Consider the following 18,418-nt stretch of genomic DNA (forward strand, 5'->3'; position numbering starts at 1 on the left):
GAGCCGTGCACCCGCTCCTCCCTGCTGTCAGCGTCGCCACAGCTGAGTCGATCACCGGCGGCCTGATCGGCGCGATGATCACCGGCGTCCCCGGTGCCTCCGACGTCTACGCAGGTGGCGTGATCTGCTACGCCACCCGGATCAAGGAGGAGGTGCTGGGGGTGCCGACCACGATCACCCGCGACATCGGGGTGGTCTCCCGCGAGTGCGCCGAGGCGATGGCCGAAGGCGTGCGCAGTCGCTTCGGGACCAGGTGGGGGATCTCCACCACGGGCGTCGCCGGGCCCGGGCCCCAGGGCGGCATCGCGGCGGGGACGGTGTGGGTCGGTCTGGCCGGCCCGGGCGGGGTCGAGGCCCGCAAGCTCGCCCTGGTCGGAGACCGCGATCAGGTCCGCCACCTGGCAGCCCGCGAGGCATTGGCGATGCTCGAATTCGGAGTCCGCGCGTGGGAAGAATCATCCAACCGGTAGCGTTGGGCACCACAGGTGCGAAGAAAGGACAGGCCATGACGCTCTTCCGGCGACTGCTCGGTGACGCGCTCCGTGCGGAGCGGATCAAGCGCGGCCTGACCCTGCGCGAGGTGTCGGCGGAGGCTCGGGTGAGCCTCGGCTACATCTCCGAGATCGAGCGCGGCCAGAAGGAGGCCTCCTCCGAGCTGCTGGCCTCGCTCTGCAACGCGCTCGACGTCGCTCTCTCCGACCTGCTGCGCACCGTCAGCGCAGCAGCCGCCGTCGAGGAGCGGGCGCTCGAGGTGCCCGCGATCGCTCCTGCGGCGAGCGCTCTGGTGGCTCCGGCCGCCTAGGCCCGCTCGGGGTTGAACGGGGGAGGCGTCGGGTCCTCCGGTTGGCAGGCGGCGCACCAGAAGACCGTGCGCTCACGCCCAGGCTCGCCCATCGATGCGCTGCTGATCGGGTTCTTGCAGCGTCGGCAGGGTTGCTGCGCCCGGTCGTAGACCCAGTGCCGGTGCCCCGGGCGCAGGTTGCCGGTGGTGACCTGGACCGAGCGCTCCTTGTTGTTCTCCAGCATCGCCTTCGCGCGCTCCACCACCCGGCGCAGCTGCGGCACCTCGCCGACCGGCAGCCACGGGTTGGTGCCGGTCACGAAGAGCACCTCGCTGCGGTAGAGGTTGCCGATGCCGGCCAGGTTGCGCTGGTCGAGCAGGGCCTCGCCGATCGGACGCCGCGGGGCGGCCAGGAGCCGGGTCATCGCCTCGTCCACGTCCCACCCGGGGCCGAGCAGGTCGGGGCCGAGGTAGGCCAGGTGCTGCTCCTCGGTGCCGCTGGACCAGAGCTCGACGACGCCGAGCGAGAAGCCGACCGCGATCCAGCGCGGCGTCTGCAGGATCACCCGGGCCTGGGCAGGGGGACGCTGCCACCGGGTCTCGGGGCGATAGAGGTGCCAGGCACCCTCCATCTTCAGATGCGTGTGCAGCACGCGCTCCTCGCCGATGCGCAGCAGCAGGTGCTTGCCGCGGGCCTCCGACCCGGTGACCTGCTCGCCGGTGAGGTTGACCTCGGCCAGCGCCGGCACCCGGAAGTCGGTGCGGATCAAGGTGCTGCCCAGGAGCGCGGTGCCGAGTGCTCGCGCTGTTCGCCAGACGGTGTCTCCTTCAGGCACGGATTCGCAACCCCTTCGTGGTGGTGATGAAGCCGGCGTCGAGCAACGCCTGCCGGACCGGATCGTCGGTACGGCCGAGCAGCTGGCTGCCGTCGGCGCGTTCCACGGTGAGCTTCCCCAAGGCGCCGGTGCGGACGGCGTCGGCGAGCGAGCGGGCCGCCGCGGTGAGCACCACGGCGTCGTCGCTGAAGGTGAGCAGGGTGCGCCCACCTCGCTCCACATACAGCGTGAGGGCGCCGTCGGCGAGCACCACCAGGGCACCTGCCTTGCGCCCAGGGCGGTGCCCGGCCGCATCCTCACGGGTGGGCCACTCCAAGGCGGCCCCGTAGGGGTTGGCCGGGTCGGTGGCGGCCAATGCCAGGCACTGCGGCTTCTCACCGGCCGCGATCTCGGCGAAGGTGCGCATCCGGTCCACCGCGCCGGTGGTGCCGAACTGGGCGGCGCCGAGACCGGCCACGAAATAGCCGCGGCGGGCGCGTCCGCTCTCCTCGAAGGCGCTCAACACCCGGTAGGCGGCCGCGAAGCCACCCGGCGTCCGCTCGCTGACGACGGCTCCCCGGGTGAGCACTCCGTGTCGCTCCAGCAGCGCCTCGGCGCGGGCATGGGCGCGGCGGGTCGGGTCGGTGTCGAGCTCCGGCAGCAGGGCCCAGCGGCCGGCCGTCTGCGGCAGGGTCACCCGGCCGCGGGCCAGCGCGCTGCGCGTGCGCGGCGGCGGACGACGGGTGCGATGGCTCGGCGTGCCGGTGCGGGCCAGCGACCGCAGCGGCGCCAACGTGTCGTTGCCGACGTGACCGGACCACACCAGGGCCCAGAGCGCCTCGGCCAGCTCACGCTCGCCGACCGGCGACTCCAAGGCGGCGTTTGCCTGGGCGGCGAGCTGGTGGAAGAACCAGGCTCCGCCGGGCGCGAGTGCGTCGAGGAGGGCCTGCTCGGTGGCGGTGTGCTCGGTGGCCTCGGGCTCGGGAAGGGTGAGTGGCGCTTGGTCGGCGAGGTGCAGGGAGACCCAGCCGTCGCTGCCGGGCAGGGAGCCGTGCCCCGCCCAGAGCACCTCACCGGTCGCGGTGAGCTCGTCGAGCATCGCGGGCTCGTAGTCGCGAACGCGGGAAGAGAGGATCAGCGGCTCGAGCGCGGAGGCGGGCACCTGGCAGCCGGCCAGCTGCTCGACCACGCTGAGCACGCCGTCGGCGCCCCGCAGCCGGCCGCCGACGTGCTGCCAGACCGGCAGGAACCGGGCCAGCACCTCGGGCTCCAGCGGCTCGACCTCGTGGCGCAGCTTGGCCAGCGAGCGGCGGCGCAGCCGGCGCAGCACCTCGGCGTCGCACCACTCCTCGCCCGTGCCGGTGGGCCGGAACTCACCCTCGAGCACCCGGCCGGCGCCGGCCAGGCGACGCAGCGTCTGGCGCACGACCGCAGGCCCGAGCGCGAGGCGCTCGGCCACCTGCTCGACGGTGAACGGGCCGTGGGTGCGTGCGTAGCGCGCGATCAGGTCGGCCAAGGGATCGGCGACCGGCTCGGTGAAGTCGGTGGGGGTGCCCGGTGGCACCGGAACGCCGAGCGCGTCGCGCAGCCGGGAGACGTCCTCGATCGCCGCCCAGCGCTCCTCGCCGGCCATCCGCACCTCGACGATCCGCCGCGCTGCGGCGAGCTCGGCGAGCCAGGGTGCAGGCTCCTCGGTGCTGCGCTCGGCGACCTCGGCGGTGCTCAGCGGGCCGAGCAGGCGAAGCAGGTCCGCGACGCCCTCCGCGCCACGGGCCCGGTGGCTCTCGACCAGCCGTTGCAGCTCCAGCTCGACCTCGGCGAGGACGTCCGGGTCGAGCAGCTCGCGCAGCTCGGCGCGACCCAGCAGCTCGGCGAGCAGGCCCTGATCGAGGCTGAGCGCGGCGGCGCGGCGCTCGGCGATCGGGGAGTCGCCCTCGTAGACGAACTGGGCGATGTAGCCGAAGAGCATGCTCGCCGCGTAGGGGGAGGGCCGGTCGCTGGCGACGTCGAGCACCTGCACCTCGCGCCGCTCGATGCGCTGCAGTAGGCGGATGAGCCCAGGCAGGTCGTAGACGTCCTGGAGGACCTCGCGCACGGCCTCCAGCACGATCGGGAACGACGGGTACTTGGCGGCCACCTCGAGCAGCTGCGCGGAACGCTGGCGTTGCTGCCACAGCGGCGAGCGACGCCCCGGATCGCGGCGCGGCAACAGCAGCGCGCGGGCGGCGCATTCGCGGAAGCGACTGGCGAACAGGGCGGAGCCGCCGACCTCGCCGGTGACCAGGGCCTCGATCTCGTCCGGCTCGAAGACGACGATCTCGCCGCCGGGCGGCTCGGCGTCGGTGTCCGGGATCCGCAGCACGACGCCGTCGTCGGAGGCCAGGGCCGAGGCCTCGACCCCGTAGCGCTCCCGAAGCCGCGCGTTGATCGCCAGCGCCCACGGCGCGTGCACGGGCGTTCCGTAGGGGGAGTGCACGACCAGGCGCCAGTCGCCCAGCTCGTCACGGAAGCGCTCCACGACGATGCTGCGGTCGCTGGGCAGCACCGCCGTGGCGGCGACCTGCTCGCCGAGGAACGTGAGCAGGTTCGACACCGCCCAGTCGTCGAGGCCGGCGTCGCGGCTGCGGCGCTCGGCGTCCGCAGGCTTGAGGCCGACCAGCTCGCGGGTGAAGGCGCCGATCGCCTCGCCGAGCTCGGCGGGCCGGCCCAGGGTGTCGCCCTTCCAGAACGGCAGCCGGCCCGGCACGCCCGGCGCCGGCGTGACCAGCACCCGGTCGTGGGTGATGTCCTCGATCCGCCAGCTGGTCGCGCCGAGGGCGAAGACGTCGCCGACGCGGGACTCGTAGACCATCTCCTCGTCGAGCTCGCCGACCCGCTTGCCCGGGCCCTGCTCGCCGGCCAGGTAGACGCCGAAGAGACCTCGGTCGGGGATGGTGCCGCCGCTGGTCACCGCCAGGCGTTGGGCGCCCGGACGCCCGGTGAGGATGCCGGTGACGCGGTCCCAGACGATCCGCGGGCGGAGCTCGGCGAACTCGTCGGAGGGGTAGCGTCCGCTGAGCAGGTCCAGGGTGGCGAGGTAGGCCGAGTGCGGCAGCGAGGCGAACGGGGCACTGCGCCGGACCAGGTCGAAGAGCTCGTCGACGCTCCAGGCGTCCATCGACGTCGCCGCGACCACCTGTTGGGCGAGCACGTCGAGAGGGTTGGCCGGCACCCGAAGCGACTCGATGGCGCCGCTGCGCATCCGCTCGACGGCGACTGCCGTCTGCGCCAGGTCGCCGCGGTGCTTGGGGAAGAGCACCCCGACCGAGACCTCGCCGACCTGGTGACCGGCCCGGCCCACGCGTTGCAGGGCGCTGGCCACGCTCGGGGGCGACTCGATCTGGATCACCAGCTCGACCGCGCCCATGTCGATGCCCAGCTCGAGGCTGCTGGTGGCCACCACGCAGGGCAGCCGACCGGCCTTGAGGTCGTCCTCGATCAGCGCCCGCTGCTCCTTGCTGACCGAGCCGTGGTGGGCGCGGGCGATCACCGGAATCGGGCGTGGTTCTGCGGTGAGCGTGCTGGTGCTGCCGGACTGCGCCATCACCTGGGCGGGCAGCCCGGGCGCGACCTCGAGCCCGGCGCGCTCGGCGGCGATCTCGTTGAGCCGGGCGGTCAGCCGCTCGGCGAGGCGACGGGAGTTGGCGAAGACGATCGTCGAGCGGTGTGCGCCGATCAGGTCGGCGACCCGCTCCTCGACATGCGGCCAGATCGAGGCCCGGTTGCCGGCTCCGGCGGTCGGGCCCTCGGCGACCTCCTCGACCTGCTGCCCGAGCTCGGTCATGTCCTCGACCGGGACCACGACGGTGAGATCCCACCGCTTCTCGGAGGCGGGGGCGACGATCTCGACCGGGGCGTTGCCGCCGAGGAACCGGGCCACCTCGTCGAGCGGGCGCACGGTGGCCGAGAGGCCGATCCGCTGGGCCGGGCGGGGGAGCAGCGCGTCGAGCCGCTCCAGGGAGAGCGCGAGGTGGGCGCCGCGCTTGCTGCCGGCGACGGCGTGGACCTCGTCGATGATCACCGTGTCGATGCCGCGCAGGCTCTCGCGGGCCTGCGAGGTGAGCATCAGGAAGAGCGACTCGGGCGTGGTGATCAGGATGTCCGGCGGCCGGGTGGTGAGCCGGCGTCGTTCGGCGGCCGGGGTGTCGCCCGAGCGGATGCCGACCCGGACCTCGTGCACCTGCTCGCCGAGCCGCTCGGCGGTGTGCCGGATCCCGGCGAGCGGGGCACGCAGATTGCGCTCCACGTCGACGGCGAGCGCCTTCAACGGTGAGACGTAGAGGACCCGGCAGCGTCGGTTGCGATCCTCCGGAGGCGCCACGGAGGTGAGCCGATCGAGGGACCACAGGAAGGCGGAGAGGGTCTTGCCGGAGCCGGTCGGCGCCACCACCAGGGCGTGCTTGCCGCCGGCGATCGCCGTCCAGGCGCCACGCTGGGCGGCCGTGGGCTCGGCGAAGGCCGCACCGAACCACGCACGCGTGGAGGCGCTGAAGCTGGCCAGGGGATCGAGCACCGCTCCATCCTCCCTCATCGCTCCGACACAGGAAGCGAGTCGGCGGATGTCGTAGCCCGGCCGGGCCGAACGTCGGCTTGGGCCCGGTGGTCGAGCCCGCCGATCAGGAGCGCTGCAAGCGGCGGCGCAGCCGACCGAGGGGGCCGGCCGCTGCGGCGTCGCGGGGCCCGGCCGGTTGCGCGCCGGGGATGGCCTCGGGCGCGGGGGCCACGGCCTGCTTGGCAGCGCGGGCCCGGGCACGGCGGGTCTTCATCCGCGACGTCAACAGCTCGGCGATCGCGGCGGCCGCGAGCTCGCTCACCTGCTCGGGCCGCGGGGGCTCCTGGTCGGCGAAGGCGGCGGCGGCCGGCACCAGGTCGTCGAGGTCGCCGATCACCCGGCATCCGCTGGCGGCCAGTGCCGCGATGTGCTCCGCACTGACCTCGCGGACCCAGCCCTCGTGCGCGGTCGGGATCTTCAGCCGGGGACCGCCCTGCTCGCCGAAGCCGGCCAGCACCTCGTTGGCGAAGTACCGCTTGACCACCGAGCCATAGGTGCGCCGGGTCTTGCGGAGCTCGGTCGGCAGCGCGGCGTTCACCTGGCGCAGGACCTCGGTGGAGACGTTGCCCAGACCCGGGTTCGCGACCGGTGCCTCGAGCGCACGCAACGGAGCCGGGTCGATGTCGATGGCCTTGCAGAACCGCTCCAGCAGCACCTCGGGCGCCGAGCCCGACGGTGGCACGGTCACCAGGTGCACGTTCTCGTTGCCGACGAACCTGCCCCACCGGTGGACCAGGTGCGGCAGGTGCCGGTTCGACCAACGGGTGCCGGCCGGGTTCTCGGGGACGTTGCTCAGCTCGGTCAGGAAGCTCTCGTAGGTCGTGACGCTGCCGGACTTGATCAGCTGCTGCCATGCCGACGGGATCAGCCGGCCGAGGTCGCGAGCCGTGATCACGACGTGCAGCTCCCGGTCCCCGCACGCCTCCATGAGCGCGGCGATCTGCACGTCGGGGGAGTCGGCCAGCGACTCGTTGCTGTAGATGATCTGGTCCGCCGTGGTCGCCTCCATCTCGTCGCGGAAGCGCTGCAACGAGGTCTCCACGGACTCCGGGTCACGACCGGCCAGGTAGCGCTGCGAGATCCACAGCATCAACTGGTCGTTGTCGTCGCGATCGCCGGGCACCAGCGCGACGCCGTCGGCCGCGAGCCGCTCCTGCTGGTCCCAGAGGAGGGCCTGCAAGTAGGACGTTCCCGTCTTCTGCAGGCCGATGTGGATGAACACGCGAGGACGAGCCGACATGGCCCCAGAGTCTAGACCAGCGCGGACGTCGCTCCCGCCCGGTCGTGGACGGCGGGACCTGCCAGCCGACGACGCGACACCGTTCAGCAGACGACGAGGCCGTTGTCGTGGTGACAGGCCCTGCCTGCCACCCAGGTGCCGGCGACGACGGTGTTGCGGAGCGTGCGTGCCGCCTCCCGGGTGCCGCCTGCGGCGGCGGTCGCCTCGACGGCGAGCGGGTCGGCGTCGAGCAGGGTGAGGTCGCCGGGGTGTCCGGGGGCGACCATGCCCCAGCCGTTGGTGGAGGCGGCCAGCGAGCGGCGCACGGTCAGCGCCTGCTCGCCGTGCCAGGGCTCGCGGGCATCCGCGCTGCGGTGCACGGCAGCGGCGATCGCGAGCCAGGGGTCGAGCGGCGCGACCGGGGCGTCCGAGCCGAAGCGCAGCTCCAGGCCGAGCCGATCCATGCTGGCGAAGGCGAAGCAGTCCGCGCCACGCTCCGGCCACAGGGACTCGGTGAGATCACGGTCGTCGAGCAGGTGCGCGGGCTGCACGCTCGCCGCGATCCCCAGCGCGGCCATCCGGGCCAGGTCCGCGGCCCGCGCCAACTGCACGTGCTCGATGCTGCCCTGGCATCCGGTGACGGCGAAGGCATCGAGTGTCGCGCTCAGTGCCTGGTCGCCGATCGCGTGCACCGCGGCATGCAGACGGTGCGCGTGGGCTCGGCCCAACAGGGACTGGAGATCGTCGGCGCTGAGGTTCGGCGCACCGTGGGTGGCGCCGCCGAGGTGCGGCTGTCCGGCATAGGAGTGGTGGCACCACGCCGTGCGGGTGTTGAGCGAGCCGTCGCCGATCACCTTCAACGGCCCCATGCTGACCAGGCCACCGGTGCCGGCGATCGGGTCCCCGGTGCCCAGGCCTGCGGCGATCACCGCGTCCAGCCCGTCGGCGTAGGTGCTGGCCCGCACGCGGAGCAGGGTCGCCCCGCTCTCGTGCCAGGCCGGCCAGGAGAGCGGCCCGCCGGCGAACTCGAAGTCGACCACACCGACGACGCCGCGGGCGGCTGCCTCCCGCTGTGCCGCCGTCAGGTCGGCAGGGGTGGCGCTGGCGCGCATCGCCTGCTGGAAGCGCTCGAAGGAGTCGAACCACTCCGCCTCGCGGACCACGTCGTCGCGCGCGGCGAGGCCGACCGCAGCCAGGGCCGAGGAGTTCAACCAGGCCTGATGCCCGTCGCCGGCGATCAGGCCGACCGGGGTGCTGCCGCTGACCGCGTCGAGCTCGGCGACGGTGAGCGCACGCCAGGCACCGGCACGGTGCCCCCAGGTGACGAACGGCCGCCCCGGCTGCGCGCCGACCTGGCGTGCCACCAGGGCGAGCAGCTGCTCCGGCGAGTCGACGGCCGCGACGTCGACCCGCTGCCGGGCCGCGGCCCACTGACCCAGGTGCACGTGCTGGTCCCACAGCCCGGGGATCAGCCAGCGGCCCTCGGCCTCCACGATCTCCGTCTCGGCGTCGGAGGCGTCGGCGTCGAGTCCCGACCCGGACGGCGCGACGTCGCTGACCCGGCCGTCGCGCACCAGCACGTCGATCGGGTGCCCAGGCGCGACGTCCTGGGCGGCGAGCGGCACCAGGCGGACCTCGCGCAACAGCAACGTGGCGGACATGCCAGGCAGCCTAGCCGCGGATGGCCGGAGATCGGCGGGGCCTGGCCGTGAACTGCGTTGAGGGGGCTCCGGGCCGGATGACAGGATGAGTCAGTGCCGATCGAACCAGACACCAAAGACTGGACCTGGGTGCTCCAGCAGCCATGCGCCGACTGCGGATTCGAAGCCGACCGGGTGCCGGCCGACCAGCTCCCGGAGCTGCTGCGCAGCACCACTGAGCGGTGGAGTGAGGTGCTGCGCCGTGACGACGTCGCCGAGCGCCCGTCGGCCGACGTCTGGTCGCCGCTGGAGTACGGCGCCCATATTCGCGACGTGCACCGGATCTTCAACGAGCGCGTGCGGTTGATGGTCGAGCAGGAGACGCCGACCTTCGCCAACTGGGACCAGGACGAGACCGCGATCGCGGAGCGCTATGGCGAGCAGGACCCGATCGAGGTCGAGCTCGCGCTGATCGAGGCGGCCGGCGAGGTGGCCGGACGCTACGCCGCGGTCGGCGATGCGCAGTGGGAGCGTCGTGGCCTGCGCTCGAACGGCAGCGCGTTCACCGTGGCCTCGCTCGGCCGTTACCACCTGCACGACGTCGTGCACCACCTGTGGGACGTCCGGGGATGAGGCACACCGAGTTCTGGAGCCGGATGGATGCCGCGCTCGGCCACGGCTACGCCCGGACCTGGGCCGAGCAGCACACGCTGACCGAGCTCGGCTCGCGGACCGCGTTGGAGGCGCTCGACGCCGGGACCGCGCCCAAGGTCGTCTGGGAGGCGGTCTGGGAGAACCTCGGCCTGCCGCTACGGGACAAGTGATCCGGGAGCAGGCCCAGCGACGCGCGGTGCGCTCGCTGGCATCGACGCAGGCGGTCGGTGCGGTCGGCATCACCATCGGGATCGCCACCGCCTCCCTGCTGGCCGAGGAGATCTCCGGCTCCGAGAGCCAGGCGGGCCTCGCCCAGACCGCCCAGGTGCTCGGAGCAGCGGTGGCCTCCTGGCTGCTGGCCCGGCTGATGGCGATGCGGGGACGGCGGATCGGACTGCTGGTCGGCTATCTGGTCGGCTCGGCAGGAGGCGCGTTGTGCGTGCTGGCTGCCAAGGTGGACTCGATGGCGCTGCTGCTGGGCGGGGCGGTGCTGCTGGGCGCGACATCGGCCGCGAACTCCGGGGCCCGTTACGCAGCAACGGATCTGGCCGACGACGCCACCCGGGCCCGGGCGCTCTCGGTGGTGGTCTGGGCGACGACGATCGGTGCGGTGGCCGGTCCCAACCTGACCGGCCCGTCCCAGGATCTGGCCCGCGCCCTGCGGGTGCCGGAGCTGGCCGGACCGTTCGCACTGGGCAGCCTGGCGATGATCGCCGCAGCCGTGCTGATGTGGGCCACCCTGCGCCCGGACCCGTTGCTGCTGGCCCGGGAGCTGGCCGACGAGCCGGCCTCGACGGTGCGCGGGACGTCGTGGCGCACGGCCCTCGACGCTGTCCGCGACCGGCCGGAGGTGGGAGCGGCGGCGCTCGGCATGGCACTGGCCCATGCGGCCATGGTGGCGGTGATGATCATGACGCCGCTGCACATGCAGCACGGAGGTGCCGAGCTCCGGGTGATCGGACTGGTGGTGAGCCTGCACGTGCTCGGCATGTATGCGTTCTCGCCGATCATGGGCTGGGCCGCCGACCGGTTCGGCCGGGCGCCGTTGCTCGGCGCGGGCGCGGTGGTGCTGATCTGCTCGATGCTCTTCGCCGGCCTCTCGCCCGAGGGAACGTCGTGGCAGATCTTCTTCGGCCTCTTCATGCTGGGGGTGGGCTGGTCGATGGCGACCGTGGCCGCTGCCACCCTGCTCACCGAGCTGACCCCGCTGCGGGCGCGCCCCGACGTCCAGGGCGCGGCTGATCTGCTGATGGGCGTGACGGCTGCGGCGGCCGGCGCGCTGGCCGGCGTCCTGGTCGGGGCCGGCGGCTACGGCTGGCTCAACGTCTTCGCGGCGTTGCTCGCGCTCGGGGTCGCCGGGTGTGCGGCCTATGCCGCCGGCGCGCGCCGCCGACACGCCGCGACTTCTTGAGGCGCATCGAACATCTGTTCGGTTAAGGTGTTCTCACAGGCACGACGCAGCTCACCTCTCTCCACAGGTGGGGCACTCCTGATCAGGGAGTGTCGGAGGTGGGCTCTACCGTCGCAGATGTGCCTGGACAACGACGAGAGAAGAGGAAGCAGACGATGGCTGGAGACCCGCGTGAGAAGGCGCTGGACGTAGCGCTCGCCGGTATCGAGAAGCAGTTCGGCAAGGGCTCGATCATGCGCCTGGGCGATGAGAGCCGGGCACCGCTCGAGGTGATCCCCACCGGGTCGATCGCCCTCGACGTCGCCCTGGGCCTGGGCGGTCTGCCCCGCGGCCGCGTGGTGGAGATCTACGGTCCGGAGTCCTCCGGCAAGACGACGGTCGCGCTGCACGCGGTGGCCAGCGCCCAGCGTGCCGGCGGCATCGTCGCCTTCATCGACGCCGAGCACGCCCTCGACCCGGAGTACGCCAAGGCGCTCGGCGTCGACACCGATGCGCTGCTGGTCTCCCAGCCCGACTCCGGTGAGCAGGCGCTGGAGATCGCGGACATGCTGGTCCGCTCCGGTGCGCTCTCGCTGATCGTCATCGACTCGGTGGCCGCGCTGGTGCCGCGGGCCGAGATCGAGGGCGAGATGGGTGACAGCCACGTCGGTCTGCAGGCCCGCCTGATGAGCCAGGCGCTGCGCAAGATGACGGGTGCGCTCAACAACTCCAACACCACCGCGATCTTCATCAACCAGCTGCGCGAGAAGATCGGCGTGATGTTCGGCTCCCCGGAGACCACCACCGGTGGTCGGGCGCTCAAGTTCTACTCCTCGGTGCGGCTCGACGTGCGCCGGATCGAGACCCTCAAGGACGGCACCGACATGGTCGGCAACCGGACCAGGGTCAAGGTCGTCAAGAACAAGGTCGCCCCGCCCTTCAAGCAGGCCGAGTTCGACATCATGTACGGCAAGGGGATCAGCCGCGAGGGCGGCCTGATCGACGTCGGCGTGGAGGCAGGCCTGGTCCGCAAGGCCGGCGCTTGGTACACCTACGAGGGTGACCAGCTCGGCCAGGGCAAGGAGAACGCGCGGAACTTCCTGCGTGACAACCCCGACCTCGCGAACGAGCTGGAGAAGCGGATCCTCGAGAAGCTCGGCGTGGTGCCGAGCGTCGATGAGCCGGCTGAGCCGACGAACGTCGACTTCTGATCCGATGGCCACTTCGGCATGGCCGGAGAAGGATCAGGCCGGGCCCCCTCCGAGCTGGGTCGGCGACGTCTCGTTGGGCGTCGCCGCCTGGACCGGTGGACAGGGCGCGGTAGCGCCGCGGGCCGATCGGGGGGCCGATCGGGCCGAGCCGGCTGACTCGTCCGAGCGGCCGCGTTCGCGGCGCGGCGGCGGTGCCAAGCGGCCGCGCCAACGGCAGCCCAAGCCGCCCCCGCCGGATCTGGCGCAGCAGCCGGAGGCCGACCAGGAGGCGGTCGCGCGCAAGATCCTGCTCGACCAGCTGACGGGTCAGGCGCGCTCGCGCAAGGAGCTCGCCGACAAGCTGGCCAAGCGCGGCGTGCCCGATGAGCTTGCCGCCCGGCTGCTCGACCGCTTCGAGGAGGTCGGGCTCGTCGACGACGCCGCCTTCGCGCGACTGTGGGTCGGCTCCCGCCAGCCTGGGAAGGGGCTGGCGCGGCGCGCTCTGCAACAGGAGCTGCGCCGCAAGGGAGTCGCCGACGAGGTCGCCAAGGAGGCGCTCGACGAGATCGATCCCGCCGATGAGGAGGCAGCGGCCCGACAGCTGGTGCAGCGCAAGCTGCGCAGCATGCGAGGGCTGGAGCCGCAGGTCGCCACCCGGCGCCTGGCGGGGATGCTCGCCCGCAAGGGCTATCCGCCGGGGGTGGCGTTCTCAGTGGTCCGCAGCGAGCTCGCCGCGCTCGACCTCGAGGTCCCGGACGACCTATGACCACGGTGCTGGTGGCCGGACCGGACGGCGAGCTGCGCACGGACTGCCTGCCGGGGGAGTCCTGGGCTGCCGCCGCCGCCCGCCTGGCAGGTGACCAGGCGCCCTTGTTGCAACCGGTCGATCTCTCCGGCCCGGATCGCCGGTTCGCGGTCTGCCCCGACTGGCGGGTCCAGCTGCGCCGGGCCACCACCGGAGACCTCGGCGATCTGGTCCGTTGGCGTCAGCAACCGCATGTCGCCCGTTGGTGGCACGCGGACGGCGAGCCGACGGCTGAGCGGGTGCACGCCCAGTACCTGCCGGAGATCGAGGGCGGCACGCCCACCACCTTGTCGATCATCGAGGTCAACGGCCGGTCGATCGGCTTCCTGCAGGACTACCCGCTCGCCGCCTATCCGGAGTACGCGCTGCTCACGCCGGAGCCGGACGCGATCGGCCTCGACTATGCGATCGGCCAGGCCGAGTGGACGGGGCGCGGCTTCGGCGTGATGGCGCTGTGGGCGTGGGTCGCCGAGTGCCGGCGGCGCTTCCCGCAGGCGCCCTCCGCCTTCGCGGCGCCGGACCACCGCAACCGGGCCTCGTTGCGGATGCTCGCCAAGGCCGGCTTCGTCGAGGGCACCTGGTTCGACGACCCCGACGGCTCGACCGTCGTCGGCTGCTCGCTGAGCCTGCCTCAGGCCCGGTAGCCCTACCGCTTGCGGTCGCGCCGGATCCGGGGCTTGACGTACTCGAACTCCTGGCCGAAGTCGGTGAGGGTCACCGTGTTCGTCGTGTCGCCGTCGTCGGACTGGGCGTGGCTGACCATCCGCACCGGCAGGTTGGCCCGGCTGAGCCAGATCTCGGTCGGGACGCCGGCCGAGCCCGGGCCGTGCGGAGCGCCGACGTACTCGCGCAACCGGATGCCGTTGACGTCCTCCACCTTTCCGCTCGGCCGCCAGCTGGTCGTGCTGTAGAACTCCCGCAGTGCCTTGAGGGTGCTCGAGGCCCGCCACAGAGTGGCCTGGGTCTGTGCGGTCTGGGCCCGGGTGCTCGACTCGCCGGCGACGACCCACCCCTTGTCGTCCTTCATCCAGGCACGGTCGCCGATCATCAACAGGGTCGCGGCACCGTTGAAGATCGTCATGTCCACGGCATGGGTGGGCGCGAACCGGAGCGTGCCGGCGACCGCGCCGATCACCTTCTCGCCCGCGGTCTGCTCGCCCTCGAGCCGGACCGTGCGGTGCTTGGCGAGTGCCGCAGTCACGCAGGTTGCGAAGACGTCCCCGCTGGCGCGCGCGGTGCGCATCGTCGCGGTGCGGCACACCGCCGGTCCTGCGGGCCTGCTCTCCTCGACCGTGATCTCCGGCGTCTTCGACGGCGCGGCGACCGGAGCGCTCGGCTCCTCGTCCTCCGAACAACCGGCGAGGAGCGCCAGAAGCACGACGAGAGCAGACAGCAGACGCATGGTGGCCTTTCATGGTGCGGGGCAGAGCGCTGAAGGGTCGGCCGATCCTAGCGGCAGGATGGGGGTCGCCGCCTAGCATGGAGCCATGCCGTTCCCTTCGGAGTTGCTCTCGTCCTTGCGCCTGGCTCCCGGCGCGGTGGACCTCAATCGGCTCGACCCACGCGACAGCCTCGGCTACGACGGCGACAAGGGCTCCGCGGAGGAGGCGCTCGCCGGGCTCGGCGTGCGGCTGGCGGACGCCCAGGAGCGGCTCTTCGCACACCGCGGCGATGCCGCCGCGCCCCGGGTGCTGCTGGTCCTGCAGGGCATGGACACCTCCGGCAAGGGTGGCGTCATCGAGAAGGCGGTGGGTCTGGTCAACCCGCAGGGTGTGCGGATCACCTCCTTCAAGGCGCCCACCGCGGAGGAGTTGGAGCACGACTTCCTCTGGCGGGTGCGCAAGGCGGTCCCGGAGCCCGGCTACCTGGGCGTCTTCGACCGCTCGCACTACGAGGACGTGCTGATCGGGCGGGTGCGCGGCCTGGCCGACGCCGAGGAGATCGAGCGCAGGTACGCCGCGATCGCCGACTTCGAGGGTGAGCTGGCGGCGTCCGGGGTGCGGATCGTCAAGTGCATGCTGCACATCTCGGCAGAGACCCAGAAGGAGCGCCTGCTCGCTCGTCTCGACGATCCGGCCAAGCATTGGAAGTTCAATCCCGCTGACATCGACGAGCGTGCGCTGTGGGCCGAGTACCGCAGCGCGTACCAGGTGGCGCTGGAACGGACCAGCACCGCGACCGCTCCCTGGTACGTCGTGCCGAGCGACCGCAAGTGGCTGCGTAACCTTGCCGTAGCCCAGCTGCTTCTCGAGGCGCTGGAATCGTTCGAACTCGAATGGCCGCCGGCCGACTTCGATCCCGTTGAGCAGCGCCGTCGGCTGCTGGAGGAGGACCCCATCTCGTGATCCCACGCGCACTGGTCACCCGGTACGTCACCCCGTTGCGCGAAGGAGGGTCGCTGCCCGGCATCGTCGAGGCCGATGATCTGGGCACCTACGTGTGCAAGTTCCGCGGAGCGGGTCAGGGCCTCAAGGTCCTGGTCGCGGAGGTGATCGTGGGCGAGCTCGCTCGCGCCATCGGCCTGCGGACGCCGCGCCTGGTCGCGCTCGAGCTGACTGCCGACATCGCCCGCTACGAGGCGGACGAGGAGGTCCAGGACCTCCTCACCGCGAGCCTCGGGCTCAACCTGGGCGTCGACTTCCTGCCGGGCTCGTTCGGCTTCGACGGCGAGCTCCCCGAGGACGACACCGACGCCGCCAAGGTCCTCTGGCTGGACGCCTTCTGCGCCAATGTGGACCGCTCCTGGCGCAACCCCAACCTGCTGCTGTGGCACCGCAACCTCTGGGTGATCGACCACGGGGCGAGCCTCTACTTCCACCACGGCTGGGCCGGTGGGGTGACCGATCCGAACCGCTTCGCCAACCAGCCCTGGGACGTCAGCGACCACGTGCTGCGCGATCACGTGGCAGGGCTCGCCGACGCCGATGCGGAGATCAGCAAGCTGTTGAGCCGCGATGTCTTCGAGGACATCCTCGAGCTCGTGCCGGACGAGTGGCTGGAGCCGGTTCCGGGCGCGGACAACCCGCTCTTCCTGCGAGCCTCCTATGTCGAGTTCCTGCTCGCCCGCCTCGGCACCCGGCAGTGGCTGCCCGGCGGTGCGGCATGAGCGAGCTCGCCTACCAGTACGTGGTGATCCGCTGTGTGCCCCGAGTGGAGCGGGAGGAGTTCGTCAACGTCGGTGTCGCGCTCTACAGCCAGCGCGCCGACTTCCTCGGCTTCGCCTGGCACTGCGACGAGCCACGGATCGCGGCATTCGCGCCCGACGTCGACCCGCGCTCGATCTGCGACGGTCTCAGCTTCATCGAGAGGGTCTGTGCCGGCGACGCGAGCGTCGGCACCGCCGGCCAGCAGCCGATGGGCACCCGCTTCGGCTTCGTGAAGGCACCCCGCAGCACCGTCCTCCAGCCGAGCCCCGTGCACAGCGGCCTCACCACCGACCCCGCCGCCGAGCTCGAGCGCCTGATGGACCGCCTCGTCCGCTGACGCCGTCCCCCTCCGCTATCCACAGCCAAGTGGAGATAGTCCCTGACGTTTTCGTGGTTTTCAGCGTCGAAAACCACGAAAACGTCAGGGACTATCCCGAAGTGACGGCTAGACGGGGACCAGTTCCACAGCCCCGACGGCGTAGCGGGCCAGGATCACGCGGGCTAGCTCGGGGTGCGCGCCCAGCGGCTCGGAGACGGCGACCGCGCCGGCCTCGATCGCCAGCTCGGCGGCCCGGTCGGGCAGGAAGCCCGGTGCCAGGAACAGCGAGGCGACGGCGATGTGACGGCGTCCCTCACCGCGGAAGGCACGCACGGCCTCACCGGTGGCCGGGGGAGCGGTGGAGGCGAAGGCGGCCTTGACCGGCAGCTTGTGGTGCGCGCCCCAGAGCCGGGCGAGCCGTGCCACCGAGCGGTTGGCGAGCTGGTCGCTGGAGCCGGCGGCTGCCAGCACCAGGGCGTCGAGCTCGCGGACGCGGGCCTGCTTGAGCGCGTCGCGCAGCCGCACGTCGAGCACCTCGAGGAAGGCAGTCTCCAACCCGAGCACCTTGGTCGCCCGGATCTGGACGCCCTCGTGCACGGCGGACTGCTCGGCGACGGCAGCCGGCACGTCGACCTTGGCGTGGTACGCCTCGGTCAGCAGCAGCGGCACCACCACGATCTCCTCGAACCCGGCACGCACGAGCTTCTTGACCGCGGTCGCGAAGCTCGGCTTGGCATGGTCGAGGAACGCCGTCTCGATCCGCAGGTCCGGGCGCATGCCCCGGACCTGGGCGACCAGCGCGTTGATCGTCTCGAGCGATCGTGGATCGCGGCTTCCGTGAGCCAGACACACCATGGCAGGAGCTGTCATGTCCACGGCCTCCCTTCGCAAGTACTCATGGGGTTCGACGCCGTTGTCGAGGTGGGGTGCAATCAGATGTGGATGCCGCACTCGGTCTTGTTCTGGCCTGCCCAGCGCCCGCTGCGCGGGTCGTCGCCCGGGGCCACCCGGGAGGTGCAGGGCCAGCAACCGATCGACGGGTAGCCGTCGTAGACGAGAGGGTTCACCAGGACGCCGTTGTCCTCGATGTACTTCTCGACCTGCTCGTCGCTCCAGCGAGCGATGGGGGAGACCTTGACCTTGCCCTTGCGGGCATCCCAGCCCACGACGGGCGCGATCACCCGGTTGTGGGTCTCGGCGCGACGCAGGCCGGTCGCCCAGGCGTCATAGCCGTCCAGGCTGGTGGCCAGCGGCTGCACCTTGCGCAGCTTGCAGCACAGGTCGGGATCGCGCTTGTACAGCTCGGGGCCGTACTCGGCGTCCTGATCGGCCACGCTCTGGGTGGGGGTGATCGTGATCAGGTTGACCGGCAGCGTGTGCTTGACGGCGTCGGCGGTGCCGATCGTCTCGGCGAAGTGGTAGCCGGTGTCCAGGAAGACGACGTCGATCCCGGGGGACACCTTGGAGGCGAGGTGCGCCAGCACGGCGTCGCCCATCGAGGAGGTGATGCAGAACCGCTCGCCGAAGGTGGCGACGGCCCACTCGATGATGTGCTCGGCCGGGGCGAGCTCGAGCTCGGCTCCCATGTGGGACACGATCTCGCGCAGTTCCTCGGGAGACCGGTCGGCGGTGTGGCTGCCGCGGTAGGCGGCAGCTGCTGCGGTGGTGGATGCGGTCATGGCTTCTTCAGCGTCTCCGGTCGGCGGAGCATTCCGAGCATCTTGAGCGAGAAGGCGCGCAGGCAGGCCCGGCACTCCCAGGTGCCGCGCGGCGAGGTGACCTCGCCGTCGGCGTCCACGGCCTCGTGAGGACGGAGATCCTCGTTGCCGCAGAAGGGGCACAGGTAGGGCACTGCGCGCTCACTCATC

General features: G+C 72.0%; 19 protein-coding genes. 11 read left to right on the top strand and 8 right to left on the bottom strand.

Annotated elements, in window-relative coordinates:
* The first annotated feature begins 5 nt into the window (after positions 1-5).
* Both ABD151_RS19340 and ABD151_RS19345 read left to right on the top strand, forming a co-directional pair.
* Positions 6-470, top strand: a complete 465-nt coding sequence (locus ABD151_RS19340) for a CinA family protein (RefSeq protein WP_343996484.1) — start codon at positions 6-8, stop codon at positions 468-470.
* A gap of 35 nt (positions 471-505) precedes the next feature.
* Positions 506-802 carry a helix-turn-helix domain-containing protein gene (locus ABD151_RS19345; RefSeq protein ID WP_343996485.1) on the top strand — a complete coding sequence of 99 codons (297 nt, stop codon included), beginning with the start codon at positions 506-508 and terminating at the stop codon, positions 800-802.
* Here the strand turns inward: ABD151_RS19345 and ABD151_RS19350 are convergent.
* From ABD151_RS19350 to ABD151_RS19365, 4 genes are all read right to left on the bottom strand, one after another.
* Positions 799-1,617: a DNA-formamidopyrimidine glycosylase family protein gene (locus tag ABD151_RS19350; protein WP_343996486.1), complete on the bottom strand. Its 819-nt coding sequence runs from the start codon at positions 1,615-1,617 to the stop codon at positions 799-801. The genes ABD151_RS19345 and ABD151_RS19350 overlap by 4 nt on opposite strands.
* Complete coding sequence (locus ABD151_RS19355) at positions 1,610-6,166, bottom strand: ATP-dependent helicase (protein WP_343996488.1); 4,557 nt, start codon at positions 6,164-6,166, stop codon at positions 1,610-1,612. Before ABD151_RS19355 ends, ABD151_RS19350 begins: the two co-directional genes overlap by 8 nt.
* An 85-nt stretch (positions 6,167-6,251) precedes the next feature.
* Positions 6,252-7,427, bottom strand: coding sequence for a hypothetical protein (locus tag ABD151_RS19360; protein ID WP_343996489.1), 1,176 nt, complete (start codon positions 7,425-7,427; stop codon positions 6,252-6,254).
* Positions 7,428-7,510: 83 nt separating this feature from the next.
* Positions 7,511-9,067 carry an amidohydrolase gene (locus ABD151_RS19365; RefSeq protein ID WP_343996491.1) on the bottom strand — a complete coding sequence of 519 codons (1,557 nt, stop codon included), beginning with the start codon at positions 9,065-9,067 and terminating at the stop codon, positions 7,511-7,513.
* 93 nt (positions 9,068-9,160) lie between these two features.
* On the opposite strand from ABD151_RS19365, the gene ABD151_RS19370 reads away from it, so the two are divergent.
* The 6 genes from ABD151_RS19370 to ABD151_RS19395 all read left to right on the top strand — a co-directional run bounded on the left by ABD151_RS19370 (position 9,161) and on the right by ABD151_RS19395 (position 13,729).
* Positions 9,161-9,679, top strand: coding sequence for a DinB family protein (locus ABD151_RS19370; protein WP_343996492.1), 519 nt, complete (start codon positions 9,161-9,163; stop codon positions 9,677-9,679).
* A complete protein-coding gene (locus ABD151_RS19375) occupies positions 9,676-9,870 on the top strand; it encodes a DUF3046 domain-containing protein (protein ID WP_343996493.1) in 195 nt (64 codons plus the stop codon). Before ABD151_RS19370 ends, ABD151_RS19375 begins: the two co-directional genes overlap by 4 nt.
* Positions 9,867-11,111, top strand: coding sequence for an MFS transporter (locus tag ABD151_RS19380; protein ID WP_343996494.1), 1,245 nt, complete (start codon positions 9,867-9,869; stop codon positions 11,109-11,111). Before ABD151_RS19375 ends, ABD151_RS19380 begins: the two co-directional genes overlap by 4 nt.
* 155 nt (positions 11,112-11,266) lie before the next feature.
* A complete protein-coding gene (gene recA, locus ABD151_RS19385; protein ID WP_343996495.1) occupies positions 11,267-12,301 on the top strand; it encodes a recombinase RecA in 1,035 nt (344 codons plus the stop codon).
* A 4-nt stretch (positions 12,302-12,305) separates the two neighbouring features.
* A complete protein-coding gene (locus ABD151_RS19390; protein ID WP_343996496.1) occupies positions 12,306-13,046 on the top strand; it encodes a regulatory protein RecX in 741 nt (246 codons plus the stop codon).
* Positions 13,043-13,729 (top strand): GNAT family N-acetyltransferase, encoded by a 687-nt coding sequence (locus ABD151_RS19395; protein WP_343996497.1) that lies wholly within the window; start codon positions 13,043-13,045, stop codon positions 13,727-13,729. The genes ABD151_RS19390 and ABD151_RS19395 overlap by 4 nt, the downstream gene beginning before the upstream one ends.
* Before the next feature lie 2 nt (positions 13,730-13,731).
* On the opposite strand, the gene ABD151_RS19400 is transcribed toward ABD151_RS19395, so the two are convergent.
* Positions 13,732-14,463, bottom strand: coding sequence for a hypothetical protein (locus ABD151_RS19400; protein WP_343996498.1), 732 nt, complete (start codon positions 14,461-14,463; stop codon positions 13,732-13,734).
* A gap of 109 nt (positions 14,464-14,572) precedes the next feature.
* On the opposite strand from ABD151_RS19400, the gene ABD151_RS19405 reads away from it, so the two are divergent.
* The 3 genes from ABD151_RS19405 to ABD151_RS19415 are packed head-to-tail and all read left to right on the top strand — an operon-like array spanning position 14,573 to position 16,568.
* Entirely contained in the window at positions 14,573-15,430 is an 858-nt protein-coding gene (locus ABD151_RS19405) for a PPK2 family polyphosphate kinase (protein ID WP_343996499.1), read from the top strand.
* On the top strand, positions 15,427-16,191 hold the full coding sequence (locus ABD151_RS19410) for a HipA family kinase (RefSeq protein ID WP_343996500.1): 765 nt from the start codon (positions 15,427-15,429) through the stop codon (positions 16,189-16,191). Before ABD151_RS19405 ends, ABD151_RS19410 begins: the two co-directional genes overlap by 4 nt.
* Positions 16,188-16,568 (top strand): DUF3037 domain-containing protein, encoded by a 381-nt coding sequence (locus ABD151_RS19415; protein WP_343996501.1) that lies wholly within the window; start codon positions 16,188-16,190, stop codon positions 16,566-16,568. Before ABD151_RS19410 ends, ABD151_RS19415 begins: the two co-directional genes overlap by 4 nt.
* Before the next feature lie 108 nt (positions 16,569-16,676).
* Here the strand turns inward: ABD151_RS19415 and ABD151_RS19420 are convergent, their stop codons facing one another.
* From ABD151_RS19420 to ABD151_RS19430, 3 genes are all read right to left on the bottom strand, one after another.
* Positions 16,677-17,405, bottom strand: a complete 729-nt coding sequence (locus ABD151_RS19420; RefSeq protein WP_343996502.1) for a sirohydrochlorin chelatase — start codon at positions 17,403-17,405, stop codon at positions 16,677-16,679.
* Between the two features lie 77 nt (positions 17,406-17,482).
* Positions 17,483-18,229, bottom strand: coding sequence for a phosphoadenylyl-sulfate reductase (locus ABD151_RS19425; protein WP_343996503.1), 747 nt, complete (start codon positions 18,227-18,229; stop codon positions 17,483-17,485).
* Positions 18,226-18,417 (bottom strand): hypothetical protein, encoded by a 192-nt coding sequence (locus ABD151_RS19430; protein ID WP_343996504.1) that lies wholly within the window; start codon positions 18,415-18,417, stop codon positions 18,226-18,228. The genes ABD151_RS19425 and ABD151_RS19430 overlap by 4 nt, the downstream gene beginning before the upstream one ends.
* Position 18,418 lies beyond the last annotated feature (1 nt).

The sequence above is a fragment of the Nocardioides dubius genome (assembly GCF_039528155.1).
Taxonomy (GTDB): domain Bacteria; phylum Actinomycetota; class Actinomycetes; order Propionibacteriales; family Nocardioidaceae; genus Nocardioides; species Nocardioides dubius.